The sequence below is a fragment of the Sphingomonas guangdongensis genome, assembly GCF_900199185.1.
In the GTDB taxonomy this organism is placed as follows: Bacteria; Pseudomonadota; Alphaproteobacteria; order Sphingomonadales; family Sphingomonadaceae; genus Sphingomonas; species Sphingomonas guangdongensis.
This window is the reverse complement of record NZ_OBMI01000003.1, coordinates 199,692-224,524: the sequence shown is the minus strand read 5'-3', so window position 1 is coordinate 224,524 and position 24,833 is coordinate 199,692. Positions and strand designations below refer to the sequence as shown.

26 protein-coding genes are annotated in these 24,833 nt (G+C 71.2%); 15 read left to right on the top strand and 11 right to left on the bottom strand.

The features are described 5' to 3' along the window. Positions 1 to 66: 66 nt before the first annotated feature. From CRO12_RS13055 to CRO12_RS13015, 9 genes are all read left to right on the top strand, one after another. Positions 67 to 774: a response regulator transcription factor gene (locus tag CRO12_RS13055; RefSeq protein ID WP_097064520.1), complete on the top strand. Its 708-nt coding sequence runs from the start codon at positions 67 to 69 to the stop codon at positions 772 to 774. Beyond that, positions 774 to 2,342 (top strand): ATP-binding protein, encoded by a 1,569-nt coding sequence (locus tag CRO12_RS13050; RefSeq protein ID WP_097064519.1) that lies wholly within the window; start codon positions 774 to 776, stop codon positions 2,340 to 2,342. The genes CRO12_RS13055 and CRO12_RS13050 overlap by 1 nt, the downstream gene beginning before the upstream one ends. Further along, positions 2,339 to 2,770 (top strand): HPr kinase/phosphorylase, encoded by a 432-nt coding sequence (locus tag CRO12_RS13045; protein WP_097064518.1) that lies wholly within the window; start codon positions 2,339 to 2,341, stop codon positions 2,768 to 2,770. The genes CRO12_RS13050 and CRO12_RS13045 overlap by 4 nt, the downstream gene beginning before the upstream one ends. Beyond that, a complete protein-coding gene (rapZ, locus tag CRO12_RS13040) occupies positions 2,767 to 3,681 on the top strand; it encodes an RNase adapter RapZ (protein ID WP_097064517.1) in 915 nt (304 codons plus the stop codon). The genes CRO12_RS13045 and rapZ overlap by 4 nt, the downstream gene beginning before the upstream one ends. Before the next feature lie 29 nt (positions 3,682 to 3,710). Next, complete coding sequence (locus tag CRO12_RS13035) at positions 3,711 to 4,118, top strand: PTS sugar transporter subunit IIA (protein WP_097064516.1); 408 nt, start codon at positions 3,711 to 3,713, stop codon at positions 4,116 to 4,118. Then, on the top strand, positions 4,115 to 4,387 hold the full coding sequence (locus CRO12_RS13030) for an HPr family phosphocarrier protein (RefSeq protein ID WP_097064515.1): 273 nt from the start codon (positions 4,115 to 4,117) through the stop codon (positions 4,385 to 4,387). The genes CRO12_RS13035 and CRO12_RS13030 overlap by 4 nt, the downstream gene beginning before the upstream one ends. Before the next feature lie 189 nt (positions 4,388 to 4,576). Continuing rightward, on the top strand, positions 4,577 to 5,374 hold the full coding sequence (locus tag CRO12_RS13025; RefSeq protein ID WP_097064514.1) for a TrmH family RNA methyltransferase: 798 nt from the start codon (positions 4,577 to 4,579) through the stop codon (positions 5,372 to 5,374). A gap of 32 nt (positions 5,375 to 5,406) precedes the next feature. After that, positions 5,407 to 6,303, top strand: a complete 897-nt coding sequence (locus CRO12_RS13020; protein ID WP_097064513.1) for an arginase family protein — start codon at positions 5,407 to 5,409, stop codon at positions 6,301 to 6,303. Between the two features lie 58 nt (positions 6,304 to 6,361). Further along, a complete protein-coding gene (locus CRO12_RS13015) occupies positions 6,362 to 7,000 on the top strand; it encodes an META domain-containing protein (protein WP_097064512.1) in 639 nt (212 codons plus the stop codon). A gap of 120 nt (positions 7,001 to 7,120) precedes the next feature. Here CRO12_RS13015 and CRO12_RS13010 read toward each other — a convergent pair whose 3' ends face one another. The 3 genes from CRO12_RS13010 to recR all read right to left on the bottom strand — a co-directional run bounded on the left by CRO12_RS13010 (position 7,121) and on the right by recR (position 9,773). Next, positions 7,121 to 8,533 carry a DNA recombination protein RmuC gene (locus CRO12_RS13010; RefSeq protein ID WP_097064511.1) on the bottom strand — a complete coding sequence of 471 codons (1,413 nt, stop codon included), beginning with the start codon at positions 8,531 to 8,533 and terminating at the stop codon, positions 7,121 to 7,123. A gap of 88 nt (positions 8,534 to 8,621) precedes the next feature. Continuing rightward, positions 8,622 to 9,146, bottom strand: coding sequence for a peptide deformylase (gene def / locus CRO12_RS13005; protein WP_097064510.1), 525 nt, complete (start codon positions 9,144 to 9,146; stop codon positions 8,622 to 8,624). Between the two features lie 30 nt (positions 9,147 to 9,176). Then, positions 9,177 to 9,773 carry a recombination mediator RecR gene (gene recR, locus CRO12_RS13000; RefSeq protein ID WP_097064509.1) on the bottom strand — a complete coding sequence of 199 codons (597 nt, stop codon included), beginning with the start codon at positions 9,771 to 9,773 and terminating at the stop codon, positions 9,177 to 9,179. Between the two features lie 54 nt (positions 9,774 to 9,827). Here recR and fmt point away from each other — a divergent pair, with 54 nt between their 5' ends. Together fmt and truA are read left to right on the top strand one after the other, a co-directional pair. Next, a complete protein-coding gene (fmt, locus tag CRO12_RS12995) occupies positions 9,828 to 10,736 on the top strand; it encodes a methionyl-tRNA formyltransferase (RefSeq protein WP_097064508.1) in 909 nt (302 codons plus the stop codon). Continuing rightward, entirely contained in the window at positions 10,733 to 11,479 is a 747-nt protein-coding gene (gene truA, locus CRO12_RS12990; RefSeq protein WP_097064507.1) for a tRNA pseudouridine(38-40) synthase TruA, read from the top strand. Before fmt ends, truA begins: the two co-directional genes overlap by 4 nt. Here the strand turns inward: truA and CRO12_RS12985 are convergent. From CRO12_RS12985 to CRO12_RS12950, 8 genes are all read right to left on the bottom strand, one after another. Further along, positions 11,454 to 12,644 (bottom strand): class I SAM-dependent RNA methyltransferase, encoded by a 1,191-nt coding sequence (locus CRO12_RS12985; protein ID WP_097064506.1) that lies wholly within the window; start codon positions 12,642 to 12,644, stop codon positions 11,454 to 11,456. The genes truA and CRO12_RS12985 overlap by 26 nt on opposite strands. Continuing rightward, positions 12,641 to 14,032 carry an NAD(P)H-hydrate epimerase gene (locus CRO12_RS12980; RefSeq protein ID WP_097064505.1) on the bottom strand — a complete coding sequence of 464 codons (1,392 nt, stop codon included), beginning with the start codon at positions 14,030 to 14,032 and terminating at the stop codon, positions 12,641 to 12,643. The genes CRO12_RS12985 and CRO12_RS12980 overlap by 4 nt, the downstream gene beginning before the upstream one ends. Further along, complete coding sequence (locus tag CRO12_RS12975; protein ID WP_097064504.1) at positions 14,029 to 14,382, bottom strand: hypothetical protein; 354 nt, start codon at positions 14,380 to 14,382, stop codon at positions 14,029 to 14,031. The genes CRO12_RS12980 and CRO12_RS12975 overlap by 4 nt, the downstream gene beginning before the upstream one ends. Continuing rightward, positions 14,369 to 16,090, bottom strand: coding sequence for a dihydroxy-acid dehydratase (ilvD, locus tag CRO12_RS12970; protein WP_097064503.1), 1,722 nt, complete (start codon positions 16,088 to 16,090; stop codon positions 14,369 to 14,371). The genes CRO12_RS12975 and ilvD overlap by 14 nt, the downstream gene beginning before the upstream one ends. 8 nt (positions 16,091 to 16,098) lie before the next feature. After that, positions 16,099 to 16,827 carry an N-formylglutamate amidohydrolase gene (locus CRO12_RS12965; RefSeq protein ID WP_097064502.1) on the bottom strand — a complete coding sequence of 243 codons (729 nt, stop codon included), beginning with the start codon at positions 16,825 to 16,827 and terminating at the stop codon, positions 16,099 to 16,101. A gap of 166 nt (positions 16,828 to 16,993) precedes the next feature. Beyond that, positions 16,994 to 17,824: a 4-(cytidine 5'-diphospho)-2-C-methyl-D-erythritol kinase gene (locus CRO12_RS12960; protein WP_097064501.1), complete on the bottom strand. Its 831-nt coding sequence runs from the start codon at positions 17,822 to 17,824 to the stop codon at positions 16,994 to 16,996. Next, complete coding sequence (locus tag CRO12_RS12955) at positions 17,821 to 19,386, bottom strand: tetratricopeptide repeat protein (RefSeq protein ID WP_097065059.1); 1,566 nt, start codon at positions 19,384 to 19,386, stop codon at positions 17,821 to 17,823. The genes CRO12_RS12960 and CRO12_RS12955 overlap by 4 nt, the downstream gene beginning before the upstream one ends. 28 nt (positions 19,387 to 19,414) lie before the next feature. After that, on the bottom strand, positions 19,415 to 21,073 hold the full coding sequence (locus tag CRO12_RS12950) for an electron transfer flavoprotein-ubiquinone oxidoreductase (RefSeq protein ID WP_179641030.1): 1,659 nt from the start codon (positions 21,071 to 21,073) through the stop codon (positions 19,415 to 19,417). A gap of 125 nt (positions 21,074 to 21,198) precedes the next feature. Here CRO12_RS12950 and CRO12_RS12945 point away from each other — a divergent pair, with 125 nt between their 5' ends. The 4 genes from CRO12_RS12945 to CRO12_RS12930 are packed head-to-tail and all read left to right on the top strand — an operon-like array spanning position 21,199 to position 24,770. Then, positions 21,199 to 21,903, top strand: coding sequence for a uracil-DNA glycosylase family protein (locus CRO12_RS12945; protein ID WP_097064500.1), 705 nt, complete (start codon positions 21,199 to 21,201; stop codon positions 21,901 to 21,903). Further along, on the top strand, positions 21,903 to 23,735 hold the full coding sequence (locus tag CRO12_RS12940; RefSeq protein ID WP_179641028.1) for a lytic transglycosylase domain-containing protein: 1,833 nt from the start codon (positions 21,903 to 21,905) through the stop codon (positions 23,733 to 23,735). The genes CRO12_RS12945 and CRO12_RS12940 overlap by 1 nt, the downstream gene beginning before the upstream one ends. Next, the gene (gene moaB, locus CRO12_RS12935) at positions 23,725 to 24,252 is read left to right on the top strand and encodes a molybdenum cofactor biosynthesis protein B (protein WP_097065056.1); all 528 of its coding nucleotides are present in this window, start codon (positions 23,725 to 23,727) and stop codon (positions 24,250 to 24,252) included. Before CRO12_RS12940 ends, moaB begins: the two co-directional genes overlap by 11 nt. Continuing rightward, positions 24,249 to 24,770, top strand: a complete 522-nt coding sequence (locus tag CRO12_RS12930; RefSeq protein ID WP_097064499.1) for a hypothetical protein — start codon at positions 24,249 to 24,251, stop codon at positions 24,768 to 24,770. Before moaB ends, CRO12_RS12930 begins: the two co-directional genes overlap by 4 nt. The last annotated feature ends 63 nt before the right edge of the window (positions 24,771 to 24,833 follow it).

Sequence of the window (24,833 nt, the reverse complement as noted above, 5' to 3'; positions counted from 1 at the left end):
TTATGCGTCAAACCAATGTGCGCGCGGCGATTGAGGCGGGGAGGATCTTAGACTAACCCGCCTTGCATGACAGCCACCATCGCGCTCGTCGACGACGACAGGAACATTCTCACCTCCGTGTCGATCGCGTTGCAGACCGAAGGCTTCCTCACGCGGGTCTATTCGGACGGCGAGGCGGCGCTTAAGGCGCTGATCGACAACCCGCCCGACCTGGCGGTTCTCGACATCAAGATGCCGCGGCTCGACGGGCTGGAGCTGCTCCGCCGCCTGCGGGAGCGCAGCGCCGTGCCGGTCATCTTCCTCACCAGCAAGGACGACGAGCTCGACGAGGCGCTCGGCCTCGCGATGGGTGCGGACGATTACATCGCCAAGCCCTTCAGCCAGCGACTGCTGATCGCCCGCATCCGCGCCATCCTGCGCCGGGTCGAGACCGCGGGCGGCAGCGAGGCGGCGAGCAGCGAGGACGCGCAGCCGCCGATCGATCGCGGCCGGCTCAACATGGATCCGGCACGCCACAAGGTGCTGTGGGACGGGCGGCCGGTGACGCTGACCGTGACGGAGTTCCTGATTCTGGAGACGCTGGCGCAGCGGCCCGGCATCGTAAAGACGCGCAACCAGCTGATGGACGCCGCGTACCAGGACGACATCTACGTCGACGACCGCACCATCGACAGCCACATTAAGCGCGTCCGCCGCAAGTTCCGCGAGGTCGATCCGGCGTTCGACGCGATCGAAACGCTCTACGGGGCGGGGTACCGCTTTTCCGAGGAGTGATGTCGGCCGCCGGACGCGAGAGCGAGCGCGACCTTCGCCTGCTGTGGTCGTCCAGGGTCTCGCTCACCCCGCGCATTCTGGCGGTGAACATCATCGCGCTCGCGCTGCTGGCGGGCGGATTTTTCTACCTCGACAGCTTTCGCAGCCGTATCCTCGACAGCCGTATCGCGCAGGCGAGCCGCGAGGCGCGGCTGATTGCCGACGCGCTCGCGGCGACGCCGCCGGACGGACATCGTGCGCTGCTGATGGGCTATGCCCGCGACACGGGCGCGCGGCTCCGGGTCTACGACCTTGCCGGGCACCTGATCGCCGACACCCGCAACTGGGGCTCGCGCAACGCCGTGCTGCGCGACCCCGACAAGGACCCGTGGCAGCAGGATGTCGCCCGCTTCCTCGATGCGGTGATCGACACGGTGGTGCGCGCGGTCCGCCCACCGCTGTTCCGCGAGCGGGCGCACGAGCGCGGGTTCGACTGGCCGGACGTGCAGGCCGCCCGCGACCCGGCGGTCGCTCGTGCCAGTGTCTGGCGCGCGCCCGATCGTACCCCGGTGATCACGGCCGCGGCGAACTACGGGGGCGGCACTGTCTTCACCACCGCCAACGCGATCGACATTACCAACACCGTGCGGATCGAGCGCTTCCGGCTCGCCGTGGTGCTCGGCATCGCTTTCCTGCTCTCCACCCTGCTCTCGCTCTTTCTCGCCCGCACCATCGTCCGTCCGCTGCGCCGTCTGGCGCGCGCCGCGGTCCGGGTGCGGCTGGGGCGCGCGCGCGAGGTAGTGGTTCCGCGGTTGCCGGAGCGCCGTGACGAGATCGGGCTGCTCGCCCGCGCGCTCTCCGACATGAGCGGCGCACTGCGCGCCCGGATCGACGCAACCGAGGCATTTGCGGCCGACGTCACCCATGAGCTCAAGAATCCGCTCGCCTCGCTCCGGTCGGCCGTCGAGGGATTGGGACGGGTGCGCGATCCTTCGTTGCAGGAGCGGCTGCTCGCGATCGTCCGCGACGACGTCCACCGGCTCGACCGGCTGATCACCGACATCTCCGAAGCCTCGCGCCTCGATGCGCAGCTCAGCCGTGCCAAGTTCGAGCCGGTGGCGGTCGCGGCAATGCTGGAGGGGCTGGTGAAGCAGCGTCGCGCGAGGGGGATCGAGCGCGGCGTCACCCTCACGCTCGACATCACCGCGACGGCTCAGCCGGCCACGGTGCTGGGCGAGGGTACGCGGCTGGAGCGCGTGTTCGAAAACCTGATCGACAATGCCCTGTCCTTCTCCCCCGACGGCGCCACCATTCGAGTGACCGTCGGCGCCGATACGGAGGAGCTGGTGATCCAGGTCGAGGACCAAGGACCAGGCGTGCCGGAGGAGGCGCGCGACGCCGTGTTCCGGCGCTTCCATTCGGTACGCCCCGCCAGCGAAGCATTCGGGCAGCACTCGGGCCTGGGCCTCGCGATTGCCCGGACGATCGTCGACGGGCATGGGGGCAGCATCATGGTCGAATCGCGGAACGACGACGGGCCCGGCGCCTGCTTCACGGTACGCCTGCCCCGCGCGCTGGAGGCGGCGTGACCGAACTCTCCTCCGAGACCATCCACGCGAGCTGCGTCGCGATCGACGGCGCCGCGGTGCTGATCGAGGGACGCTCGGGCGAGGGGAAGTCGGACCTGGCGCTGCGCCTGATCGATCGCGGCGCGGTGCTGGTCAGCGACGACTACACCACCCTGCTGCGACGCGGCGGTGCGCTGGTCGCGACCGCGCCCGCCAATCTCGCCGGCAAGCTGGAGGTGCGCGGGATCGGCATCGTCGAGCTGCCGCACCTCAGCGAGGCACCGGTCGCGCTACTCGTCACCATCGTGTCCCTGCCCGCCCGCATGCCGGCGGACGGCCGCACCCGCCGGCTTGCCGGCGTCGATCTGCGTGAGATCGCGCTGCCCGCGCTCGAACCCTCGGCACCGATCAAGGTCGAATTGGCGCTGAAGGCGCGGCGCGCCACATGAGCCTGCCCAAGCACATCCTGCTCGTGACCGGCATGTCGGGCGCGGGCAAGTCGACCGTGCTCCGCACGCTGGAGGATCTCGGCTGGGAGACGGTCGACAACCTGCCCCTGCTGCTGCTCGACCGCCTGCTCGCGACCGCGCTGCCGGCCGGGGCGGAGGGCGACGCCCGCCCGCTCGCACTCGGCATCGGTGCGCAGACCCGCGGCTTCGATGCGGAGCGGATCGTCGGGCGAATCAAGCAGCTGCGCGAGTCTCACGGCCACGATATCGGCACGCTGTTCCTCGACTGCGCGGAGGGCGAGCTGGAGCGGCGCTACTCGGAAACGCGCCGGCGCCACCCGCTCGCGCTCGATCGACCGGCGAGCGACGGGATCGCGCGGGAGCGCGAGCTGCTGAACCCGCTGCGCCGCTGGGCGAACCGGGTGATCGACACGACCAACATGGTGGCCAACGAGCTCCAGCAGGCGATCCGTGGCAGCTTCGCCGGCGAGGGGCTGGGCGAGCCGGTGATCGGCCTGGTCTCGTTCGGCTTCGCGCGCGGGCTGCCGCGCAACGCCGACCTGGTGTTCGACATGCGTTACCTGCGCAATCCCCACTGGGACGCACAGCTCCGCCCCGGCACTGGGCTCGATCCGGACGTGGCTGCCTATGTCCAGGCCGATCCCGCCTACGCCGAATCGGTCGACGCGATCGAGCGGCTGCTGCTGTTGTTGCTTCCCCGCTACAGGGTGGAGGGGAAATCCTATGTGACCATCGCGGTCGGTTGTACCGGGGGGAGACACCGCTCCGTCCACGTCGCCGAACGGCTCGCGCGGCGGTTGCAAGGCGCGGGCTTTTCGCCCACGGTGACGCATCGCGACCTCGGCACAGCGCCGCAGGACTCGCTCGAGGACGCACCTAAGTCACGATGACTCCTGCCAAGCCCGGAAAGAACGACGGCATGATCGGCCTGGTGCTGGTGACGCACGGCAGGCTGGCGCAGGAGTTCGTGGTCGCGATGGAGCATGTCGTCGGCAAGCAGGAGCGGATCGAGACGATCTGCATCGGCCCGGAGGACGACATGGAGAGCCGCCGGGGCGAGATCGCCGACGCCATCGCCCGCGTCGACGATGGCAGCGGCGTGATCGTGCTGACCGACCTGTTCGGCGGCACGCCGTCCAATCTGGCCATCTCGCTGATGAAGCCGGGCCGGGTCGAGGTGATCGCCGGCATCAACCTGCCGATGCTGATCCGCCTGGGCGGCGCGCGGCGGGCCATGAAGGTCGTGGACGCGGTCGCCGCTGCGCGCGACGCCGGGCGCAAGTACATCTCCGTCGCGTCCGAGGTGCTGGGAGAAGCGGCGGCGTGAGCGAGGCGGAGCGTACCGTCCAGATCTGCAACCGCCGCGGGCTCCACGCCCGTGCCTCCGCCAAATTCGTGACGCTCGCGTCGGCCCAGCGTGCCGATCTGACCGTCAGCAAGGACGGGTCGAGCGTGACCGGCACCTCCATTATGGGACTGATGATGCTGGGCGCCGCGATGGGCGACGAGATCGTGATCCGTGCGACCGGCGAGGGAGCGGAGGACGCGGTGACCGCCTTGTGCGAGCTGGTCGAGGCCAAGTTCGGGGAGGACTGATCGCCGCAGCCAAACTGCCGGGCAGTTTGGCGGCTCGGCAGCGATCACGGCCGGCGGCGCTTCGCGCCGACCGACGACACGGCTCGCCGTGTCGCGCCTCCACTCACCACACTTCTCCGCCGCCCCGGCCTTGAGTCGAAACGACGATTAATCTTGCGCCTGCCCTCGCACGCCTCTTACGCGCGCCCCATGCCCCGCGAGATCACCGCCTTCTCCAACCCGCTCGTCAAGCAGACGCGGCTGCTGCGGGAAAAGCGCCACCGGCGCGAGGCGGGGCAGTTCCTGGCGGAGGGCTTGCGAATCCTGACGGAAGCACGCGAGGCCGGTCGCCTGCCCGCCACCCTGTTCTTCTCGGGCGACATGGCCGCGCACCCGCTCGTGACCGCGTTGGTTGCCGAGACGGAGCGTGCCGGCGGCGAGGCGGTGCTGACCACCGTCGACATCCTGTCCAAGCTTTCGGGCAAGGATAATCCCGGCGCAGTGCTCGGCGTCTACGAAGAGTTCGTCACGCCGCTCGACCACCTCGACCGGAGCGCCGCCGCGATCTGGCTGGTGGCAGAGCGGCTGCGCGATCCCGGCAACCTTGGCACGATCCTGCGCACCGCCGACGCGGTCGGTGCGGGCGGACTGATCCTCCTCGACGACTCGGTCGACTTTTTCTCCGTTGAGGCGGTGCGCGCGAGCATGGGGGCGCTGTTCACCGTCCCCATCGCGCGGGCGAGTGCCGCGGACTTCCTCGTCTGGCTGCGCACCGGCCCGGGTCAGCTGGTCGGGCTGAGCCTCGACACCAATCAGGATTACCGCGCCGCACGCTACGCCGCCCCGATCTTCCTGCTCACCGGCAACGAGGCGCAGGGGATGCCCGACGCGCTCGCCCGCGCCTGCGACCTGCTCGTCAAGATCCCGATGCGCGGCAAGGCCGACAGCCTCAACGCCGCGGTTGCGACCGCAGTGATGGCGTATGAGGTACTGGCGCAGCTCGGCTGAACCAAACGCCTGCCCGTTCATTGGCGCGGTGTATGAGTTTCCCAACCTTCATCCGCGCGCCTGCCGCCCGGCTCGATGACCTGCGCGGCGCGCACGCGGTGGTGGTCGGCGCGAGCGAGGCGACTCCGTACGCCGACCAGCCGAGCCACGCGGCGCGCGCACCGGCGGCGATCCGTGACGCATCGATCGGGTTCGCGGCCCAGCTTGCCCATCACGACTTCGACCTGGACGGAACGATGCCGACCGGGGGCATCGTCGACGTCGGCGATGTGCCCACCAAGGTCGACACACCCGCCGAGAACCGCCTCGCCATCGAGCAGGCGGTAGCGCTTATCGTCACGGCAGGTGCGATGCCAGTGGTGCTCGGCGGCGACGATTCGGTGCCGATCCCGGCGCTCGCCGGCTTCGCAGGTGAACGGCAGATCGAGGTGCTGCAGATCGACGCGCATGCCGACTGGGGCGACCGGGTGCGCGGCAACCCGCTCGGCTACGGCTCGACCATGCGTCGCGCGTCGGAGATGGCACACGTGACCGGCATGGTGCAGGTGGGCCTGCGCGGTCTCGGCAGCGGCAAGGCCTGGCAGATCGAGGACGCGCGTGCCTGGGGCAGCCAGCTCGTCACCGCCCGCGAGTTTCGCCGCAAGGGTGCCGCGGCCACGGCCGCGCGGCTGACACCCGGCGCGCGCGTCGTGATCTCGCTCGACTGCGACGGGATCGATCCCGCGGTGTTCCCGGCCGTCGCGATGCCGACGCCAGGTGGGCTCTCCTACGACGACGTGATCGACCTGCTCCACGCGACTGCTGAGCGGGCGACGATCGCCGGGATCATCGTCGCCGAACACGTACCTGACCGCGACGACGCACGGCGGCGCTCGGCCGCGATCGCCGCCAGGATCGCCTGCGTGGCGATGGGACTGGCACTGCGTTGAGCAAGCCGCGGTTCAGCCGCTGTTGGCAACTGCAGCAAATCCGATCCGGAGTCCCGCCATGCCTGCCCTGACGCTCCTCCTCGCTGCTACCGCAATGCCGCCACCTTACAAGGCGGTCGGCACCGAGCCGTTCTGGTCGCTGACGATCGCGCGCGACCAGATCAGCTATCAGCCTGCGGGTGGCCGCAACGTGCGCGTCACGACACCGCGCGCCGTCACCATCCGTGGCGGCCGCCGCTACCGCACCGCCGCGCTAACCGTCGAGATCACCCGCGTGCCGTGCAGCGACGGCATGAGCGACCGCCGCTACCCGGAAACGGTGCAGGTCCGCGTCGGCCGGCAGATACTGAGGGGTTGCGGCGGTGCCGCGACGGAAGTCGCCGGTTTGGAGGGCGGTAAGTGGCGGATTACGCAAGTGAACGGTCGAGCGCTCGCTCCAACGGTGGCCGCGACGCTGTCCTTCACGGACGGCGCGCTCACCGGCAAGGTCTGCAACACGCTGCGAGGCTCCTACACACTCGCGCGCGGCATCCTGACCACCGCCCCGATCGCGGCGACGCGTATGATGTGCCCGCCAGCATCTATGGCGGCCGAGCGCGCCGTGATCAGCGCGCTGGGGCAGAAGCTGTACGTGCACCAGGGCACCGACGGTCTGGTGCTGTCCGATGGCGAAACCAGCCTGACCTTGAAGCGCTGATTGTCATGCCAGCGGAGGCTGGCATCCATGTCTGTGTCAATCGAGCTGACGTGGCATAGCTTTGCCACAGACATGGACCCCAGCCTGCGCTGGGGTGACGAAGTTACTGACCCGACCGTCTTACTCTGCCGCCTCGGCCCGTTCCTCGCCACTCTCAGGAATACTCGGCAACATGCTCACGTCCGCCGATGACAGCCGCGCCGCGACATCCACCGTCTCCAGCGCGTCGATGTCGCGCGCGCCGGTGCCGACGTTCAGCTGCTTGAACTTGCGCGCCGACACCATCACCCGCCCGTCGAAGCTCGCGACGAACTTGTTGTAGTTGTCGACCGCGGTGTTGAGCCCGCCCGCCACCCGCTTGAGATGCGTCGCCGCGACCGCCAGGCGCTCGTGCAGCTCCTTGCCGAGCGCATCGACCGCCTGCATGTCCTCGACCAGCTTCTCCTGCCGCCAGATGTTGGCGACGGTGCGCGCGATCGCGACGAGGTTGGTGGGCGTCGCGAGCAGCACGCGACGCTCGATCGCCCACTCCCAGAGCAGCGGATCCTGCTCCAGCGCGGCGAACAGGAAATGCTCGCCGGGAATGTACATGACGACGTAATCGGCCGCGTCGCCGAACTTGTCCCAGTAGCTCTTGGAACCCAGCGCTCCGGCGTGGTTGCGGACGGAGGCCGAGTGCGCCCGCAGCGCCGCCTGGCGCGCGTCCTCCTCGATCGCGTCGCTCGCGTCGAGGAAGGCGTTCAGCGAGCATTTCGCGTCGATCACCAGCTGGCGACCGCCCGGCAGGCGGACGATGACGTCCGGGCGCAGCGTGCCGTCGTCGCTGCCGACCACCACCTCGCGCTGGAAGTCGGCGAAGGGCGATAGCCCGGCCTGCTCCAGCACGTTCTTCAGGCTCTGCTCACCCCAGCGCCCGCGCGCTTTCGGACTGGTACGGAGCGCGTTGACGAGCTTGGCGGTCTCGTCCCGGACCTGGCCCTGCCCGGCGCGGACGTGCTCGATCTGCTCGCGCAAGCCCGCATAGCTGTCGATCCGGTCGCGCTCGACCTTCTGAAGTCCTTCCTCGTAGCGCTTCAGCGTCGTCTCGACCGGCGCCAGCAGCGCCTTGATCTTCTCGGCATTGGCGCTGCCGGCCTGGCCGAAGCGCTCGTCGGCGCGCTTGAGGAAGCTCTCCTGCGCCTGGTCGAGCACCTTGGCACCGAGATCGCGGAACTGCGCCGCCATCGCCTCGCGGTCCGCCTTGAACTCGGCGAAGCGCGCCTCGAACGCGGCGGCGCGGGTCCGCAGCTCGACCGCCTCCAGCCGGGCGACGTCACGCTCGCGCGTCGTCTCTTCGAGCGCCTGGCGGAGCTCAGGCATCTCGCGGACGCGCTCACTGGCGACCGCCAGATCGCTGATCGCGCGCTTGAAGTCCTCCTCGCGCGCGTCCCGCTCGGCCCGCGCCGTGGCGGTCCCGCGCGCGCCGAGCAGCCAGCCGACCGCCAGACCGACGATGACGGCCACCACGATCGCCACGAACATCACGCTATCCATGCCACGCCCCACTCAGAACAGAGGGCGAACCTACCTGCCGCGCGCCGCGTGGACAAGCGGTGCCCGCGCCAAGTTGAGCGGGTTTGCGTCAGGCCGCACGGCGCGCCTTGTTGAGTTTCTTGACCAGCATGTCCCGCTTCAGCCGAGATATGTGGTCGATGAACAGCACGCCGTTCAGGTGATCGATCTCATGCTGCATGCAGGTCGCGAGCAGGCCGTCCATCTCCGCCTCGTGGGGCTGGCCATCGCGATCGAGCCAGGTGACGCGGCAGCGGGCCGGCCGGTCGACCTCCGCGTACTGCTCAGGGATCGACAGGCAACCTTCGTTGTAGCGCGACAGCTCCTCGCTCACCCAGGTGACCTCCGGGTTCACATAGGCGCGCGGATCGCGGATCGGTTTGCCCTCGTCATCCTCTCCTTCCTGCAGGTCGATGACGACTACCCGGCGCTCGACCCCGACCTGGGTCGCGGCGAGGCCGATGCCGCGGGCGGCGTACATCGTCTCAAACATGTCGTCGATCAGCTGGCGGACCGCGTCATCAACGGTTTCCACGGGGGCGGCAACCGCGCGCAGGCGGGGGTCGGGTATCTCGAGAATGGTCAGCACGGTCATGATCCGGTCGAGCTAATCCTTGTGCTCGGATCAGGCAAGCGGACGGCGCGCGCGGAGTGCCTGCGCGAGCGTGCCCTCGTCCAGATAGTCGAGTTCGCCGCCGACCGGCAGGCCGTGGGCGAGCTGGGTGAGCCGCACGGGGAACTGCTCCAGCCGCTCGGCGAGGTAGTGGGCGGTGGTCTGCCCCTCCAGTGTCGCGTTCATCGCCAGCACCACCTCATCGACGCCGCCGTTCGCGACCCGGCGGATCAGCCCGTCGATCGCGAGATCCTCCGGTCTGACCCCCTCCAGCGCCGATAGCCGCCCGCCGAGCACGTGAAAGCGCCCGGGGAACAGCCGCGAGCGCTCCAGCGCCCACAGATCCGCGACCTCCTCCACCACGCACAGCGCGCGCGCGTCGCGGCGCGGGTCCGCGCACACCGCGCAAGGGTCGCTCGTATCGACGTTGCCGCAGATCGAGCAGGTGGAGAGCCGATCATTGACCGCCTGAAGCGCGCCGAGCAGCGTCGCGAGCGACGTCTCGCGCCGCTTGAGCAGGTGCAGCACCGCGCGCCGGGCGGACCGTGGCCCCAGCCCGGGCAGACGCGCCAACGCGCCCGACAGCGCCTCGATCTCCGGGGAAGCCATGGGGAACAGATAGGGGGTTGCGCCCGGGCGCGCCAGCGTGTCGAGAGCGGCCCCATGCGGATCGTCTTCATGGGAACGCCCGACTTTGCGGTGCCGGCGCTCGACGCGCTGGTCGCCGCGGGGCACGAGATCGCGGCGGTCTATACCCAGCCTCCGCGGCCGGGCGGCCGGCGAGGGAAGGCTGAGGTGCCAACGCCGGTGCACGTCCGCGCCGATGCGCTCGGGCTGCCGGTGCTGACGCCCGTGACCCTGCGCGGCGCAGAGGCGCAGCAGGCGTTCGCCGCGCACGCCGCCGATGTGGCGGTGGTCGCCGCCTACGGCCTGATCCTGCCGCGGCCGGTGCTCGACGCGCCGGTCCACGGCTGCCTCAACATCCACGCCTCGCTCCTGCCCCGCTGGCGCGGCGCGGCACCGATCCAGCGCGCGATCCTGGCCGGCGATGCGGAAACGGGCGTCGGGATCATGCAGATGGAGGCGGGGCTCGATACCGGGGTCGTGCGGGCGGAGGCGCGAACGACGGTGGACGGCAAGACCGCGGGCGAGCTCACCGCCGAGCTCGCGGTCGTGGGCGCAACGCTGATGATAGAGGTGCTGGGCGACCTCGATCGCTACCCGCCGGTTCCGCAGCCGAGCGACGGCGTGACCTACGCCGCCAAGATCGACAAGGCCGAGGCGCGGATCGACTGGACCCGCAGCGCCACGGAGATCGAGCGTCAGGTCCGCGCCTTCAATCCCGCGCCCGGCGCCTGGTTCGAGATCGGCGGTGAGCGGATCAAGCTGCTCGCCGCGACCGTCCAAGGGGGCGGCGGCGCGCCAGGCACCGTGATCGGCGATGCGCTGGAGGTCGCGTGCGGCGACGGCGTCCTGGTGCCGGTCGCGGTCCAGCGCGCCGGCCGCGGGATGGTAGTCACGGCCGAGTTGCTTCGCGGCTTCCCTGTTACGGCGGGCACCCACCTCGCGTGACCCGCTTCGCGCTGACGATCGAATATGACGGCCGGCCGTTCATGGGCTGGCAGCGGCAGGATCACGGGCCGAGCGTGCAGGCGGCGCTGGAGCGGGCGGCGCTGGAGGTCACGGGGGAGACGGTGACGGTCCACGCCGCCGGCCGTACGGACGCGGGGGTGCACGCGCGCGGCATGGTCGCGCACCTCGATATCGCCAAGCCGATCACCGCCTTTCGGCTGAGCGAAGCGCTGAACGCGCGGCTTCGGCCCGATCCGGTGGCGGTACTCGCCGCTCGCGAGGTGCCGGACGACTGGCACGCGCGCTTCTCCTGCGTCGCGCGACATTACCGCTACCGCATCGTCGTGCGCCGGGCGCCGCTCACCTGGCAGCAGGGTCTCGCGTGGCGGCTGACGACTCCGCTCGACAGGCCCGCGATGGCCGCGGGCGCCGAGCGGCTGGTCGGCCGGCACGATTTCACGACCTTTCGTTCGGCGCACTGCCAGGCCGACAGTCCGCTCCGCACGCTCGACCGGCTCGACGTGGTGCCGACCGCGGAGGGCGTGGACGTCTACGCCTCCGCCCGCTCCTTCCTCCATCACCAGGTCCGCTCGATGGTCGGATGCCTCGCGCTGGTCGGTCAGGGCCGCTGGTCGCCCGACGACATGGGCGCCGCGCTCGCCGCCCGCGACCGCGCGGCACTGGGGCTCAACGCGCCGCCCGACGGCCTCTACTTTCTCAGCGCGGACTACCCGGCCGACTGAAGGCGGCGGCGAGCTCGACATGGGTCGACCAGGTGAACTGGCCGACCGGCTGCACCCAGTCGAGCTGGTAGCCACCCTCGCACAGCACCGCAGCATCGCGCGCGAAGCTGCTGGGATTGCAGGAGACGTAAGCAATGCGCGACACCTTAGATCCGGCTAGCTGGAGCACCTGTTCGCGCGCCCCGGCGCGGGGCGGATCGAGCACCACCGCTTCGAAACGGTCGAGCTCGGCCGGCACCAGCGGGCGGCGGAACAGGTCACGGTGCTCCGCGAACACCCCGCGGGCACGCCCGACCCCTGAAAGTGCGAGCACCGAGTCGCGCGCGCCCTCCGCCGCATAGACGCGGCCGGGCAGCGCGAGCGCAAAGGTGCCGAGCCCGGCGAACAGGTCCGCCGTCGTTCGCGCAGAGCCGATCGCCTCCCGCACCGCCGCGATCAGCGCCGCTTCGCCATCCGCGGTCGCCTGGAGAAACGCGCCTGGGGGTAGCGGCACGGGCACGCCACCGAGCGTGATCGTCGCGGGCTGCGGCTCCCAGCGCACCTCCGCGCCGAGCCCCTCGTCTACGGCAAAGCGGGCGAGGCGCTGTCGCTCGGCAAAGCCGGTGATCGCTTCCGCTGCGGCTAATCCATCGATCACGCTGCCGCGGAGCAGCACGTCGATGCCGCCGTCGGCGCGGGCGAGATGGACGTCGGCGCGGGACCTCTCCGGCAGTACCGCGGCGAGCAGCGTGCGGAGCGGCGCGACCAGCGCGAACAGCTCCGGCAGCAGCACGTGACACTCGGCGAGGTCGATCAGCCGGTGGCTGCCCTGCTCAGCGAAGCCCAGCCGAACATGCCGCCCCTGCCGCTCGGCGTGGAGCGTCGCGCGGCGACGCGTCCGCGGCGGTGAGACGATCGCATCGCGCACGTCGGTGACGAGCTGCTGGGCGGCGAGCGCCCCCACCACCCGGTCGCGGACGAACCCGGCATAGCTTGGACCATCGAGCTGTTGCAGCTGACAACCGCCACAGGCCGGAAAGTGCCGGCAGGGCGCCGTGCGGTGATGCGGGCCGGGCTGCAGCGTGCCATCGTCGCGGAGCATGTCGCCCGGCGCGGCGAGCGCCACGTGCCGCCCGTCGGCGGTGACCCCGTCGCCGCGCGCGGCGATCCGGACGACTTCGCTCACGTGCTCGGCCGATCGAGCAGCGGTGAGAGCGCCGGGATCATCGCATCGGCGATCAGCCCGGCCCCGACCCTTGCCGCGGCGCGGCCGTGCAGCCACACGGCCGTTTCCGCCGGGTGCTCGTCCCCGGCCGCCAGCCGCGCGGCGACCAGCCCGGCGAGCACGTCGCCCGTCCCGGCACTCGCCAGCCACGACGACGCATCGGCGGCGACCTGCACCCGGCCGCTCGGGTCGGCGATGACCGTCGCCGGACCCTTGTGGATCACCGTCGCGCCGCTCGCGGCGGCGGCGCCGGCGGTCGCTGCGATCTTGCTGCCATGGCCCGTGAACATTCGCGAAAATTCGCCGCCGTGGGGCGTCAGGAACACGCGACGGCGATCCGTGCCGATCCGTGCGCCCACCTCACGGCCGAGCAAGGTCAGCGCGTCGCCATCGATGACCAGGTCGTGGGGCGACGCGAGGACCACCGCCAGTTGGGCCTGTGCCGCCTCGTCCCGCCCCAGCCCCGGCCCGACCAGCACCGCCCCGATTCCGTCATCGGCGAGCAGCGTGGCGAGCGCGCTCGCATCGGCCACGTGGCGGCGGACCAGCGCATGAGGTGCACCGTCACGCCGCTCGGGTTCGGCGAGGATGACGTAGCCGGCGCCGCCGTGCAGCGCCGCACTCGCGGCGAGCACACCCGCCCCCGCCATCGCGCCGCCGACCACCACCAGCTTGCCGCGGGTGAACTTGGTCGCCTCCCGACGCGGCGGGCGGAGCGTCGGCCGCGACAGCGTGGACCAGTCGCTCGCGAGCGGGATGCTCAGGTCAGCGAGCAGCACGTGGCCAGCACGGTCGTCGCCGAGCACATGCGCGGGCTTCAGCGCGCCGAGCGCGATCGTCACGTCGGCTTGGATGCCGCCCTCGCCCGTGCCCGGGTCGCGCCCGCTCGGCAGGTCGACCGCAATCCGCAGGTCGGCCAGGGCGAGCAGCCGGTCGAGCGCGGCGGCCGGCTCGGCCGCGAAGGGCCGCGCGGCACCAATCCCAAGCAGCGCATCGACGACCACCGGCGCAGACGCCGCGCTCGCCAGCGGCCAGGTCGGCCCGGTCCAGCGCGCCGCCATCGTCATCGCCGCCGGATGGGTAGGCGGGCCGAGCGACGCAACGCGGACGTCACACCCCGCCTCGCGCAGCAGCCGCGCGGCGGCATAGCCGTCGCCGCCGTTGCCGCCCGTCCCCGCCAGTACCAGGATTGGGCGACCGGCCGCGAGCCGCGCCACCTGCCTCGCGACTGCGACGCCGGCACGCTCCATCAGCGCGAGCGGTGTCGCGCCGCCGGCGAACACCGCCTCCTCCGCCGCGCGCATCTGCGCCGCGGTGACGATCGGCGCACCCGCCGGCAATCGGCTCATCGCGCGGTCGGCAGCCGGTAGCGATCCTGCCCGACTTGCACGTCCAGGCCGCTGTCACGCATCTCAACTGTTGGTGCGACCGCGCCATCGAGCGACTCCACCGTCGCGCCGGCCTGGCGCAGGCGCCGGAACCCGCCGTCGCCGTGGTGAATGACCAGCAGCTCGCCGCCACCCGGTGCCGGCGACCGCTCGACCAGGCACTGCTCGGCGAGCGGGCCCTCGCCGCGCGCACACGCGATCCGTTCGGGCGCGGGCGCCGCGGCGTTGGTCCCGGGAAAGCCGCTGTCCTCCGGCGCGCCGTCGCAGCCGACAAGTGCGATCAGCAGGAGCAGTGCGCTAGATATCCGCATAAACGTGTGTCTCGGACGCGCCGCCGGGATGGGTCACCGCGCCTGCCCAGGCAGGCCCGACATTCTGCGCGTACCGCCACAGCGCGCCCGATTGGTAATCGTTGCGGCGCGGCTGCCAGCGGGCGCGGCGCTCCGCGAGCACGGCGGCGTCGACCAGCAGGTCGATCGTTCCCGCCTCCGCATCGATCCGGATCGGGTCGCCGTCCTCGACCAGCGCGATCGGTCCGCCGTCCGCCGCCTCCGGCCCGACATGGCCGATGCAGAAGCCGCGGGTCGCGCCCGAGAAGCGGCCGTCAGTGATCAGCGCAACGCTCTCCCCCATCCCCTGCCCATAGAGCGCGGCGGTGGTCGATAGCATCTCGCGCATGCCCGGCCCGCCCTTCGGCCCCTCGTAGCGGATCACGATCACCGAGCCCTCGGCAATGGTCCGCGCCTCGACCGCGGCAAAGGTGTCCTCCTCGCAGTCGAAGACGCGCGCCGGCCCCTCGAACTGCAGGCTGTGCAACCCGGCGACCTTCACGATCGCGCCATCGGGCGCGAGCGTACCCCGAAGGCCGACGACCCCGCCGGTTGCGGTGATCGGTGCGCGCGCGTCGTAGATGACCTTCTGGTCCGGGTTCCAGGTCACTTCGTCGATGTTCTCGCCCAAGGTGCGGCCGGTGACGGTCAGGCAGTCGCCGTGGAGCAATCCCTCGGCGAGCAGCGTCTTCATCAGCATGTAGACGCCGCCGGCCTCGTACATGTCGCGCGCCACGTAGCGCCCGCCGGGCTGAAGGTCGGCGCAATAGGGCGTGGACTTGAACGTCTCCGCCACGTCGTGGAGCGTGAACGCGATCCCCGCCTCATGCGCCATCGCGGGCAGATGAAGCGCGCCGTTGGTCGAGCCGCCGGTCGCGGCGACGATGCGGGCCGCATTCTCGAACGCCTCGCGCGTGCAGATATCGCGCGGGCGGAGGTTGCGCGCGAGCAGGTCCATCACCTGCGCGCCAGCGGCGTGGGCGATCTGCTCGCGGGACGTATAAGGGGCCGGCACCATGTTGCTGTTCGGCAAGGACAGCCCGATCGCCTCGCCGACGCAGGCCATGGTGTTGGCGGTGTACTGCCCGCCGCACGCGCCGTGCCCCGGACAGGCGGCGCGTTCGAGCGCGTGGACCTCCTCGATCGGGCAGGCGCCGGCGGCGTAGCGTCCGACCACCTCGAACACGTCCTTGACCGTTACGTCGCGGCCCTCGAACCGGCCGGGGAGGATCGAGCCGCCGTAGACGAAGATCGACGGCACGTTAAGCCGCAGCATCGCCATCATCATGCCCGGCAGCGACTTGTCGCAGCCCGCGAACCCGACCAGCGCATCGTAGCAGTGGCCGCGCACCGACAGCTCGATCGAGTCGGCGATGACTTCCCGGCTGACCAGCGACGACTTCATGCCTTGGTGACCCATCGCGATGCCGTCGGTGACGGTGATGGTGTTGAAGCGGCGCGGCATGCCCCCGCCCGCCTCCACCCCGGCCCGTGCCGCGTCGGCCTGTGCATCGAGCGTGGTGTTGCACGGCGCGCTGTCGTTGCCGGCGGAGGCGAGCGCCACGAAGGGGCGCGCGATCTCCTCCTCCGTTAGCCCCATGGCGTAATAGTAGCTGCGGTGCGGTGCGCGCTCCGGGCCGACGGAGACGTGGCGGCTCGGCAGGCGCGACTTGTCGAATTGCTGCGGCATGCGGCTGCCTATGTCGCGGAGTGACGCCCGCGCGCAAGCCCGTCCCGCACGTGCGCAACGCAGCGCGCGACGATGTCGCACATGGTCGCGACGCCAGGTGCGCTCAGGAGATGGTCGTTGCGCACCTCGAGACTAAGGCTCGGAATGCCACGAGCCTCGGCATGGCGGTTGAGCGTCGCGTTGAGCAGCCGCCCCGAGTAGGGCTCGTTGTCACCGACGACCAGGTTCTCCTGAGCGAGGAAGGCGATCGCCAGATCGGCGGCGCGGCGATCGCGGTTGGACAGGACGCCCATATCCCACCTCCGGTCCGCGGCCCTGCCGACCTCCAGCCGCGGGGTGAAGCTGTGCACCGCGACGATCAGTGCCGGGCGGCGGACGCGGACCAGGTCGTGGACCGCGCGGTGATAGGGCGAATGGAAGCGGCGGATGCGCTCGGCGCGGTCCGCCGCGTGGTTGCCGGGTACCTCATAGCCGTCGCTCACGACCGGTATGAGCTGCGGGTGGTCGGGCTCGCGGTGCAGGTCTATGTCGAGGCGCGACACAGTGCCAAGCGCCGCCCGGACGTCCAGCCGGGCGGCGAGCGCCAGCGTCAGCGCCTCGGCACCGATGTCGAGCGCGACATGTTTAGCCATCACTGTTGGGGCGACCCCGAGCGCGATGTCGTCCGGCACGGCGGCAGAGGCGTGATCGCACAGCAGCAGCACGTCGCCACTGCCGTCCAGGACGCGCGCGCTCATCGATCGGAGGGTGGCGAGCGGACGAGCCGCAGGCCACCGACGGACGGTTCGCTCCCGGCGACGGATCCGCTGCTCCGAGCAACAGCACGGACCATGCCAGACGCGGTTTCGCCCCGTATGAGCGACGTGCGGTCGGATGATCGTGCCACGACGGCACAGCTATGTGTCACGTGAGTGCCGTTTCGAGGCACCACCAGCCCGGGTAAGCGGCAGACAGCCGAGCGCGTCCGGCGGCGCGGTCCGCGGTCGTATCGAACAGGGCGAAGCAGGTCGCGCCCGATCCCGACATGCGCACGAGGCGAGCGCCGCCGAGCCCGTCCAGCACATCGATGACCTCACCGATAACGGGTGCGACCAGCTTCGCCGGCACGGTCAGGTCGTTGCGCCCGGCCGCCGCCACCTGTGCGGCATTGCCCGCCGGCAGCGGACCACGATCGATCCCGTCCCACCGCGCGAACACGGCGGCGGTCGAGACGGCGACCAGCGGATTGACGAGCAGCACCGGCGTCCCGGCGAGCCCGGCGACGGGGTCGAGCCGCTCGCCCCGCCCCCCGCCCCGCGCCGTCAGCCCGAGCAGGCAGGCCGGCACGTCCGACCCGAGCCGCTCGGCCGCCGCGACCAGCCGCGGATCGTCATGCGCGACGCCCGACATCCGCGCCAGCGCCCGCAGCGTCGCCGCCGCGTCGGCCGAGCCGCCACCGATCCCGGAGGCGACCGGCAAGCGCTTGTCGAGCGTGATCGCGAGCGGCCCGACCGGTGCGACTGTCTCGGCGAACAGCCGCGCCGCCCGAGTCACCAGATTGTCGTCGCTCTGCGCCAAACTGCTCGCGAACGGACCGGTCACGACGAAGCTTTCCCGCTCGGCCGGCGCGAGCGTGACCTGATCACCGTCGGCAACGAAGGCGAACAAGGTCTCGAGCTCGTGATAGCCGTCCGCCCGCCGCGCGCGGACGTGCAGCGCCAGGTTGAGCTTGGCCGGCGCCAACTCGACGATCACGGTTGCGCCCGCTCCAGCCCGCGCGCGAGTTTCAACGACAGCCGCTCCGCCTCGCCCGCGTCGGCATAGACCGACGCCGCGCGCCAGGCGTAGCGTGCCTCGTAGCGGCGACCGGACCGCCACAAGGCGTCACCCAGATGCTCCTGGATCGCGACGTCCGCCGGCTCGGCCCGCGCGGCCCGCTCCAGCAGCGGCAGCGCCTTCGCCAGGTCGCCGCTCATCACATAGGCCCAGCCGAGCGAGTCGGTGATGGCCGCATCGTCGGGCCGAAGCCTGGCGGCTCGTTCCAGCAGCGCGCGTGCCGCAGCGACATTCTCGCCGCGCTCGACCTGCGCATACCCTAGGTAGTTGAGCACAACCGGCTCGTCGGGGGCGAGCGCCGCCGCCTGTTCAAGCAGCGGCCGCGCCTCTTCCCACCGGCCGGCGCGCTCCAGCGCTCCGCCGCGCTGGAGGAGCAGGCTCCACTCGGCGGGTGCCTCCGTTCGCGCGATCGCAGTCGCGTAGGCGGCCGCCGCCTCGTCATAGCGGCCGGCACCCGCGAGCAGGTCGCCCAGACGACGCGCATCCGCGCCGCTCGCGTCATCGTCATCGTTCAGCCGCGCAGCGGCGGTCAGCGCCGCCGACCCGTCGCCGTTCGCCGCCAGGATCGCGATCCGCACGGCCGGTGCCGCCGCCGCGCGCGGGCTGCTCGCGCTCACCTGGGCAAGCGTCGCGAGCGCTGTTCCTGGCGACCCGTCGGCAGCAAGCGCCTGCGCCAGGATCAGCCGGGCGCCGTCATCACGCGGATCGAGCAGCAGTGCCGAGCGGGTGAGCAGGATGGCTAGCGTGCGCGCGTCGCCGTCCGCGATATCGGCGGCGAGCCGGTCGAACAGCCGCGCGACACCCCATGCCGCGCCCGGCTTTACGCGCCGCCCGAGCGCGCGGCGCTCGGCCGCGAGTACGGGATCATCTCCGGCGAGGAGCGCCCTTGCCTCCTCCTTGCGCCCCCGCGCGGCGAGCAGTTGCGCTGCGCTGATCCGCAAGCCAGCGTTGCCCGCGTCGATTCCGAGCAGCAGCCGCAGCGACGCGAGCCCCGCATCGACCTGCCCGCCCGCGATCTGGAGCAGCGCGCGGTTCTCCGCGTTGAAGCGCCGCGCGAGCAGGTTGCTGCTGTCCGCGGTGAGCGCGGACAGATCGGGCGCGCCACGCTCGAAGGCGATCCAGCCGAGCGCCGCGGGGGCGAGAAAAGCGAGCGGCCCACGTTCCAGTCGCGCGGCTGCGGCCTGTGCCGCGGTCCAGTCCCGCCCGTGCACCGCGCGGGCCAGCGCCAGCACCGCGGTGTCCGGCGGCGCAACGCCGGCCTGCTCGAGCACGGCCGCCGCGCGCGTCGCGAGCGCCAGGTCGCCGGCCGCAATTCCTTCTCGGTAGGCGCGCACCGCGACCACCGGGTCGCCGGGTGCGGCTGCCAGCGCGGCCGCGTAGTTGGCGGCGGCGAGATTGACCTGCCCGGCGGCATCCAGTGCCCGCGCGCGGACATAGGCACCCAGCGCCTCGGGCGTGTTCGCGTGCGCCGCCGTCGGCATCAGCAACGCGGCGAGCGCGGGCAGGACGCTACATGTTCGGATAGTTGGGTCCTCCGCCGCCCTCCGGCACGACCCAGTTGATGTTCTGGGTCGGGTCCTTGATGTCGCACGTCTTGCAGTGGACGCAGTTCTGCGCGTTGATCACGAACTTAGGGTCACCCGTATCCTGGCTCACCACCTCGTAGACGCCGGCCGGGCAGTAGCGCTGCGCCGGCTCGTCGAACATCGGCAGGTCGTAGGCGATCGGGATGTCCGGGTCGCGTAGCGTCAGGTGGACCGGCTGGTCCTCCTCGTGATTGGTGTTCGACAGGAACACGCTGGACAGCCGGTCAAAGGTGAGCACCCCATCCGGCTTCGGATAATCGATCGGCTTCACCATGTCCTTGCGCCACAGCGTCTCGTGATCGGGCTTGTGACGCAGGGTGAACGGCATCTTCAGCCCGAAGTGCTCCAGCCACATGGTGATGCCCGACAGGCCGGAGCCCACGAAGTCGCCGAACTTCTTGACCAGCGGCACCACGTTGCGGACGACCGACAGCTCCTCGCGCACCCACGACGTCTCGAAGGCGGCCGGATAGGCGGCGAGCTCGTCGCCGGCGCGGCCCGCCTGGATCGCGGCAAAGGCGGCCTCGGCCGCCATCGTCGCCGACTTCATCGCTGTGTGGGTGCCCTTGATCCGCGGCACGTTCAGGAACCCGGCCGAGCAGCCGATCAGCGCGCCGCCCGGGAAGACCAGCTTGGGGATAGACTGCAGTCCGCCGTCGTTGATCGCGCGCGCGCCGTAGGACACGCGCTTGCCGCCCTCCAGCAACTCGGCAACCGCCGGGTGCGTCTTCCAGCGCTGCATCTCATGAAACGGCGACAGGTACGGGTTGGAATAGTTGAGCCAGGTGACGAAGCCGATCGACACCTGTCCGTTCGCCTGGTGGTAGATCCAGCCGCCGCCGTTCGACCCGGTTTCGCTGAGCGGCCAGCCCTGTGTGTGGACGACCTTGCCCGGCACATGCTTGTCCGGCGCGATGTCCCACAGCTCCTTGATCCCCAGGCCGTAGACCTGCGGGTCGCTGTCCGCTGCGAGATCAAAGGTGCGGATCAGCTCCTTGGTCAGGTGCCCGCGCGCGCCCTCCGCAAGGAAGGTATATTTCGCATGGAGCTCCAACCCTGGCTGATAGTCGGGCTTGCGAGTGCCGTCGCGCGCTACCCCCATGTCGCCGGTCGCGACCCCCTTCACGCTGCCGTCGTCGTTGAACAGCACCTCGGCCGCGGCGAAGCCCGGGAAGATCTCGACGCCCAGTTCCTCGGCCTTGCCCGCGAGCCAGCGGCACAGGTTGGCGAGGCTGCCGGTGTAGGTGCCCTTGTTGTGGAGGAACGGCGGCGTCCAGAGATGCGGCAGGTTGACCTTGCTCTTTTTCGAAAGAACCCAGTGGAGGTTCTCCGTCACCGGCACCTCGGCCAGCGGGCAGCCGTCCTCGCGCCAGTCGGGCAGCAGCTCGTCCAGCGTGCGCGGGTCGATCACCGCGCCCGACAGGATGTGGGCGCCGACCTCCGACCCCTTCTCCAGGACGCAGACCGACAGCTCGGCCCCGCTCTCCGCCGCAAGCTGTTTCAGTCGGATCGCGGCCGCAAGCCCCGCCGGGCCGGCGCCGACGATCACGACGTCATACGGCATGGACTCGCGCTCGGACATGGTCGTCTCCTAGGGTGCACCATTGGCGTCGCGGCGTTACCCGCCGCACGCGCGCACCATCTTGTCTCACCTGCGGTTCGGTCAGATTGACCCGCAGGTCAAGCTGTTAGCCTAGCCTTGTCCGGATGGGGGCAGAACAGCACGACTGGCGGGCACTGGCGGCGAGTGCGCTCGACTGGTGGCGCGACGCGGGCGTCGACACGCCGGTCGACGACGCGCCGCGCAACTGGCTCGATGCCCCGCCCGCGCCTGCTCCGACGATCGCCGCACCGCTGCCCGCGCCGCCGGCGGCACGGCGGCTACCCGACACTCTCCCGGCGTTCCTCGCCTGGCGGCTCGGGCCGGATGCACCCGATGCCGGCCGCGGCACGCCCGTCGCGCCGGAGGGTCCGGGCGACGCGGCCGTGATGGTGTTGGTCGATTGTCCGGAGGGCGCCGCGCTGCTGAACGACGACGCGAGCCGGCTGTTCGATCGCATGCTGGCCGCGATCGGCCTCGCGCGATCGGCCGTCCACCTCGCCGCGCTCACGCCAACCCGGCCGCTCGCCGGCCGCGTGGTGCCGGAGGCGGTGAGCACGCTCGCGCCGCTGCTCCGTCACCATGTCGCGCTGGTCCGCCCGCAGGTGGTGCTGAGCCTAAACCTGGCGGCGAGCCGTGCCTTGATCGGGACGGACGCTTCCCCGCCCGGGCGTAATTTACATGCCGTTAACCTAGAAAGCGGCATTGTTCAGGTTGTTGCGAGCCTCCACCCGCGGTTCCTTCTGGAGCATCCTGCGCAGAAGGCGGCGGCCTGGAGGGACCTGCTGTTGCTGAAGGGGGGACTGCGCTGATGCGCTCCACACTCGTGTTTGCACTCCTCGCCTCGACGCTGCCGATCGCTGCCCAGGCTGAGGGAGTTGCGGCAGTCGCCGCACCGATCGCGGACTCCGCGGCCGTCACGCCGGTCGACGCGCGTTTCCCGACGACCTCCGCCGCACCCAAGGGCGACGGCATCCCCGACCAGCTCGACGGTGAGCAGCGCGCCGCCTACCGCGCGGTGTTCGCGAGCATCCGCGCCGGCCGCTGGAGCGACGCGCAGCTCGCGCTCGACGCCATGAAGCCCGGGCCGCTGCACCCGATCGCAACCGCCGAAATCTACACGGCCAAGGGCTCGCCCAAGGTTGCGCTGGAGCCGGTGCTGGCGCTCCTCTCGCAGGCACCTGAGCTGCCGCAGGCGCCGCAGCTCGCGCGGCTGGCGAAGAGCCGCGGCGCCGTCGAGCTGCCGCAGCTGCCGGTCGAGCAGCGCCTGATCTGGGTCGACGGCGCCCCTAACCGCCAGCGCGCCCGCGCGGTCCGCTCCGACGCTGCGGCGGCCGAGCTGACGGTGGCAATGGCCCCGCTGATCAAGGAGGATCGCGGGGCGGAGGCGGAAGCGCTGGTTGAGAGCAAGGCCGCGCTCCTTACGCCCGAGGCGCTGACCGAGTGGCGGCAGCGCGTCGCCTGGATCTACTACGTCGCCGGCGACGACGCCGGTGCCCGCCGGATGGCGGCGCTGGCGCAGGCCGGTGCCGGCGAGTGGGCGGCGCAGGGCGACTGGGTTGCCGGGCTGGCGGCCTGGCGCACCAGGGATTTCGCGGGCGCCGGGACCGCCTTCAGCCGCGTCGCGCAGCGTGCGAGCGACACCGACCTGCGCGCCGCCGGCGCCTTCTGGGCATCGCGCGCCGACATGGCCGCGGGCCGCCCCGACCTGGTCCAGGGCCGGCTGCAGCTTGCGGCCCAGTATCCGGAGACGTTCTACGGCCAGCTCGCGCGCCAGTCGCTCGGCGTCACGGCGGCGCTCGCTTCGGCGGGCGAGAAGACCACGGCCGAGGATTGGCAGGAGCTCGCGCGACGCCCGAACGTCCGCGTGGCCGCGGCGCTGGTCGAGGTCGGCGAGGGCGACCTCGCCGACGCCGTACTTCGCCAGCAGGCCAAGATCGGCGACCCGCGCGATTTCCCCGCACTCACCCGCCTGGCCGGGCGGCTCGACCTGCCCGCCACGCAGCTGTGGCTGTCGCACAATTGCCCGCAGGGCGTGCGCCCTGCGATGGCGTCGCGCTATCCCTCCCCCAACTGGCAGCCGGACGGCGGCTGGCGCGTCGACAAGGAGCTTGTGTTCGCCCACACGCTCCAGGAATCGCGGTTCCGGATCGGCGTGGTCAGCCCCGCGGGCGCGTACGGCCTCATGCAGATCATGCCCGCCGCGGCGACCGACATCGCGCGCGCCAAGGGCCTGACCGCGCTCGACCGCGCGGCGCTGACCCGCCCGTCGACCAACATCGAGGTCGGGCAGAGCTACCTGGAAAAGCTGCGCGACCAGCCGGCGACCGGCGGGCTGCTGCCCAAGGTGATCGCGGCCTACAACGCCGGACCGCTCCCCGTCTCGGTGTGGAACGCGCAGATGCGCGATGGCGGCGACCCGCTGCTCTATATCGAGAGCATCCCCTATTGGGAAACCCGCGGCTATGTCATGACGGTGCTGCGCAACTACTGGATGTACGAGGGTCAGGCCGGCAAGGCGTCCGTCAGCCGGGCGGCGCTGGCGCAGGGGCTGTGGCCCAAGTTCCCGGGCATGCGCGGCACCAAGGCGGTGCGGGTCAGCGCCCGCGACCTCGCCGGTGGCCACGCCGCTCGTGCCAATTGACGAGAGCGTCGCGTTCCGCGCGGTGCGGATCGCGGTGCTGACAGTTTCGGACACCCGCGGCCTGGCTGAGGATCGCTCGGGCGACACGCTGGTGGCCCGGATCGAAGCTGCCGGCCACGAGGTTGCCGAGCGCACCATTCTACGCGATGACGCCGACCTGATCGTGACCCAGCTCGAGCGCTGGATCGTCGATCCCGCCATCGACTGCGTGATCACTACCGGCGGCACCGGGGTGACGGGCCGCGACGTCACACCGGAGGCACTGGAGCGGGTCGCGACCAAGATGATCCCCGGCTTCGGCGAGCTGTTCCGCTACCTCAGCTTCGACAAGATCGGCACGTCGACCATCCAGTCGCGCGCCACCGCCTGCGTCGCGCGCAGCACCTATATCTTCGCGCTGCCGGGCTCCACGGGTGCAGTGAAGGACGGGTGGGACGGCATCCTCGCCAGCCAGCTCGACATCCGCCACAAGCCTTGCAACTTCGTCGAGCTGATGCCGCGGCTGACCGAGGCGTGAGGGCGCTCGCCGCCCTGCTGCCGCTGCTTCTTGCCGCGCAGGCGCCGGTGCCCGGCACGGTTTCGGTCGAGCCCGCGACTGGCGATGTGTCCGGTGCAACGGCACAGATCTTCGCCGAGGCCGTGCAGGGTGCGCTCACCGACGTCCAGTTCCTGCCGATCCGCCCGCCCGGTCAGGGCCGCTACACGGCCCGGCTCCGCGTCAGTCGCGAGGCACGCGGCCAGGTCGCCTCGAGCGAACCGCGCTGGGACTCGTCGGGCGGGCTCGGGTCATGGGGCGCGGCGCTCTCCGTTCGCCTACCCTCGCGCAAGCCGCAGATGCGGATGCTCTACGCGACCCGACTCGACATCGCGATCGTGCCGCGCGGCGGCGGGCAGCCGGTGTGGACCGGCAAGGCGCTCACCGTGCAGGTGGAGGCCACCCGCAACGACAGCCCCGCCGCCCTCGCCGCCAAGCTGGCGCGCGGCGTGATGGGCCGCTTTCCGGCTCAGTCGGACGAGGTCGCAGCGATCCCCTGACCGGGCACCTCGATCGGCGCCATCGCCGGGGGAGTTTGCGCCGCCCGCGCAGGTCGGTAGCGC

Coding starts and splice junctions, on each gene's coding strand:
- CRO12_RS13055 (WP_097064520.1), top strand. CDS start 67: ATGACAGCCACCATCGCGCTCGTCGACGACGACAGGAACATTCTCACC.
- CRO12_RS13050 (WP_097064519.1), top strand. CDS start 774: ATGTCGGCCGCCGGACGCGAGAGCGAGCGCGACCTTCGCCTGCTGTGG.
- rapZ (WP_097064517.1), top strand. CDS start 2,767: ATGAGCCTGCCCAAGCACATCCTGCTCGTGACCGGCATGTCGGGCGCG.
- CRO12_RS13035 (WP_097064516.1), top strand. CDS start 3,711: ATGATCGGCCTGGTGCTGGTGACGCACGGCAGGCTGGCGCAGGAGTTC.
- CRO12_RS13025 (WP_097064514.1), top strand. CDS start 4,577: ATGCCCCGCGAGATCACCGCCTTCTCCAACCCGCTCGTCAAGCAGACG.
- CRO12_RS13020 (WP_097064513.1), top strand. CDS start 5,407: ATGAGTTTCCCAACCTTCATCCGCGCGCCTGCCGCCCGGCTCGATGAC.
- CRO12_RS13015 (WP_097064512.1), top strand. CDS start 6,362: ATGCCTGCCCTGACGCTCCTCCTCGCTGCTACCGCAATGCCGCCACCT.
- CRO12_RS13010 (WP_097064511.1), bottom strand. CDS start 8,533: ATGGATAGCGTGATGTTCGTGGCGATCGTGGTGGCCGTCATCGTCGGT.
- def (WP_097064510.1), bottom strand. CDS start 9,146: ATGACCGTGCTGACCATTCTCGAGATACCCGACCCCCGCCTGCGCGCG.
- recR (WP_097064509.1), bottom strand. CDS start 9,773: ATGGCTTCCCCGGAGATCGAGGCGCTGTCGGGCGCGTTGGCGCGTCTG.
- fmt (WP_097064508.1), top strand. CDS start 9,828: ATGCGGATCGTCTTCATGGGAACGCCCGACTTTGCGGTGCCGGCGCTC.
- CRO12_RS12980 (WP_097064505.1), bottom strand. CDS start 14,032: ATGAGCCGATTGCCGGCGGGTGCGCCGATCGTCACCGCGGCGCAGATG.
- CRO12_RS12975 (WP_097064504.1), bottom strand. CDS start 14,382: ATGCGGATATCTAGCGCACTGCTCCTGCTGATCGCACTTGTCGGCTGC.
- ilvD (WP_097064503.1), bottom strand. CDS start 16,090: ATGCCGCAGCAATTCGACAAGTCGCGCCTGCCGAGCCGCCACGTCTCC.
- CRO12_RS12965 (WP_097064502.1), bottom strand. CDS start 16,827: ATGAGCGCGCGCGTCCTGGACGGCAGTGGCGACGTGCTGCTGCTGTGC.
- CRO12_RS12955 (WP_097065059.1), bottom strand. CDS start 19,386: ATGCCGACGGCGGCGCACGCGAACACGCCCGAGGCGCTGGGTGCCTAT.
- CRO12_RS12950 (WP_179641030.1), bottom strand. CDS start 21,073: ATGTCCGAGCGCGAGTCCATGCCGTATGACGTCGTGATCGTCGGCGCC.
- CRO12_RS12945 (WP_097064500.1), top strand. CDS start 21,199: ATGGGGGCAGAACAGCACGACTGGCGGGCACTGGCGGCGAGTGCGCTC.
- CRO12_RS12940 (WP_179641028.1), top strand. CDS start 21,903: ATGCGCTCCACACTCGTGTTTGCACTCCTCGCCTCGACGCTGCCGATC.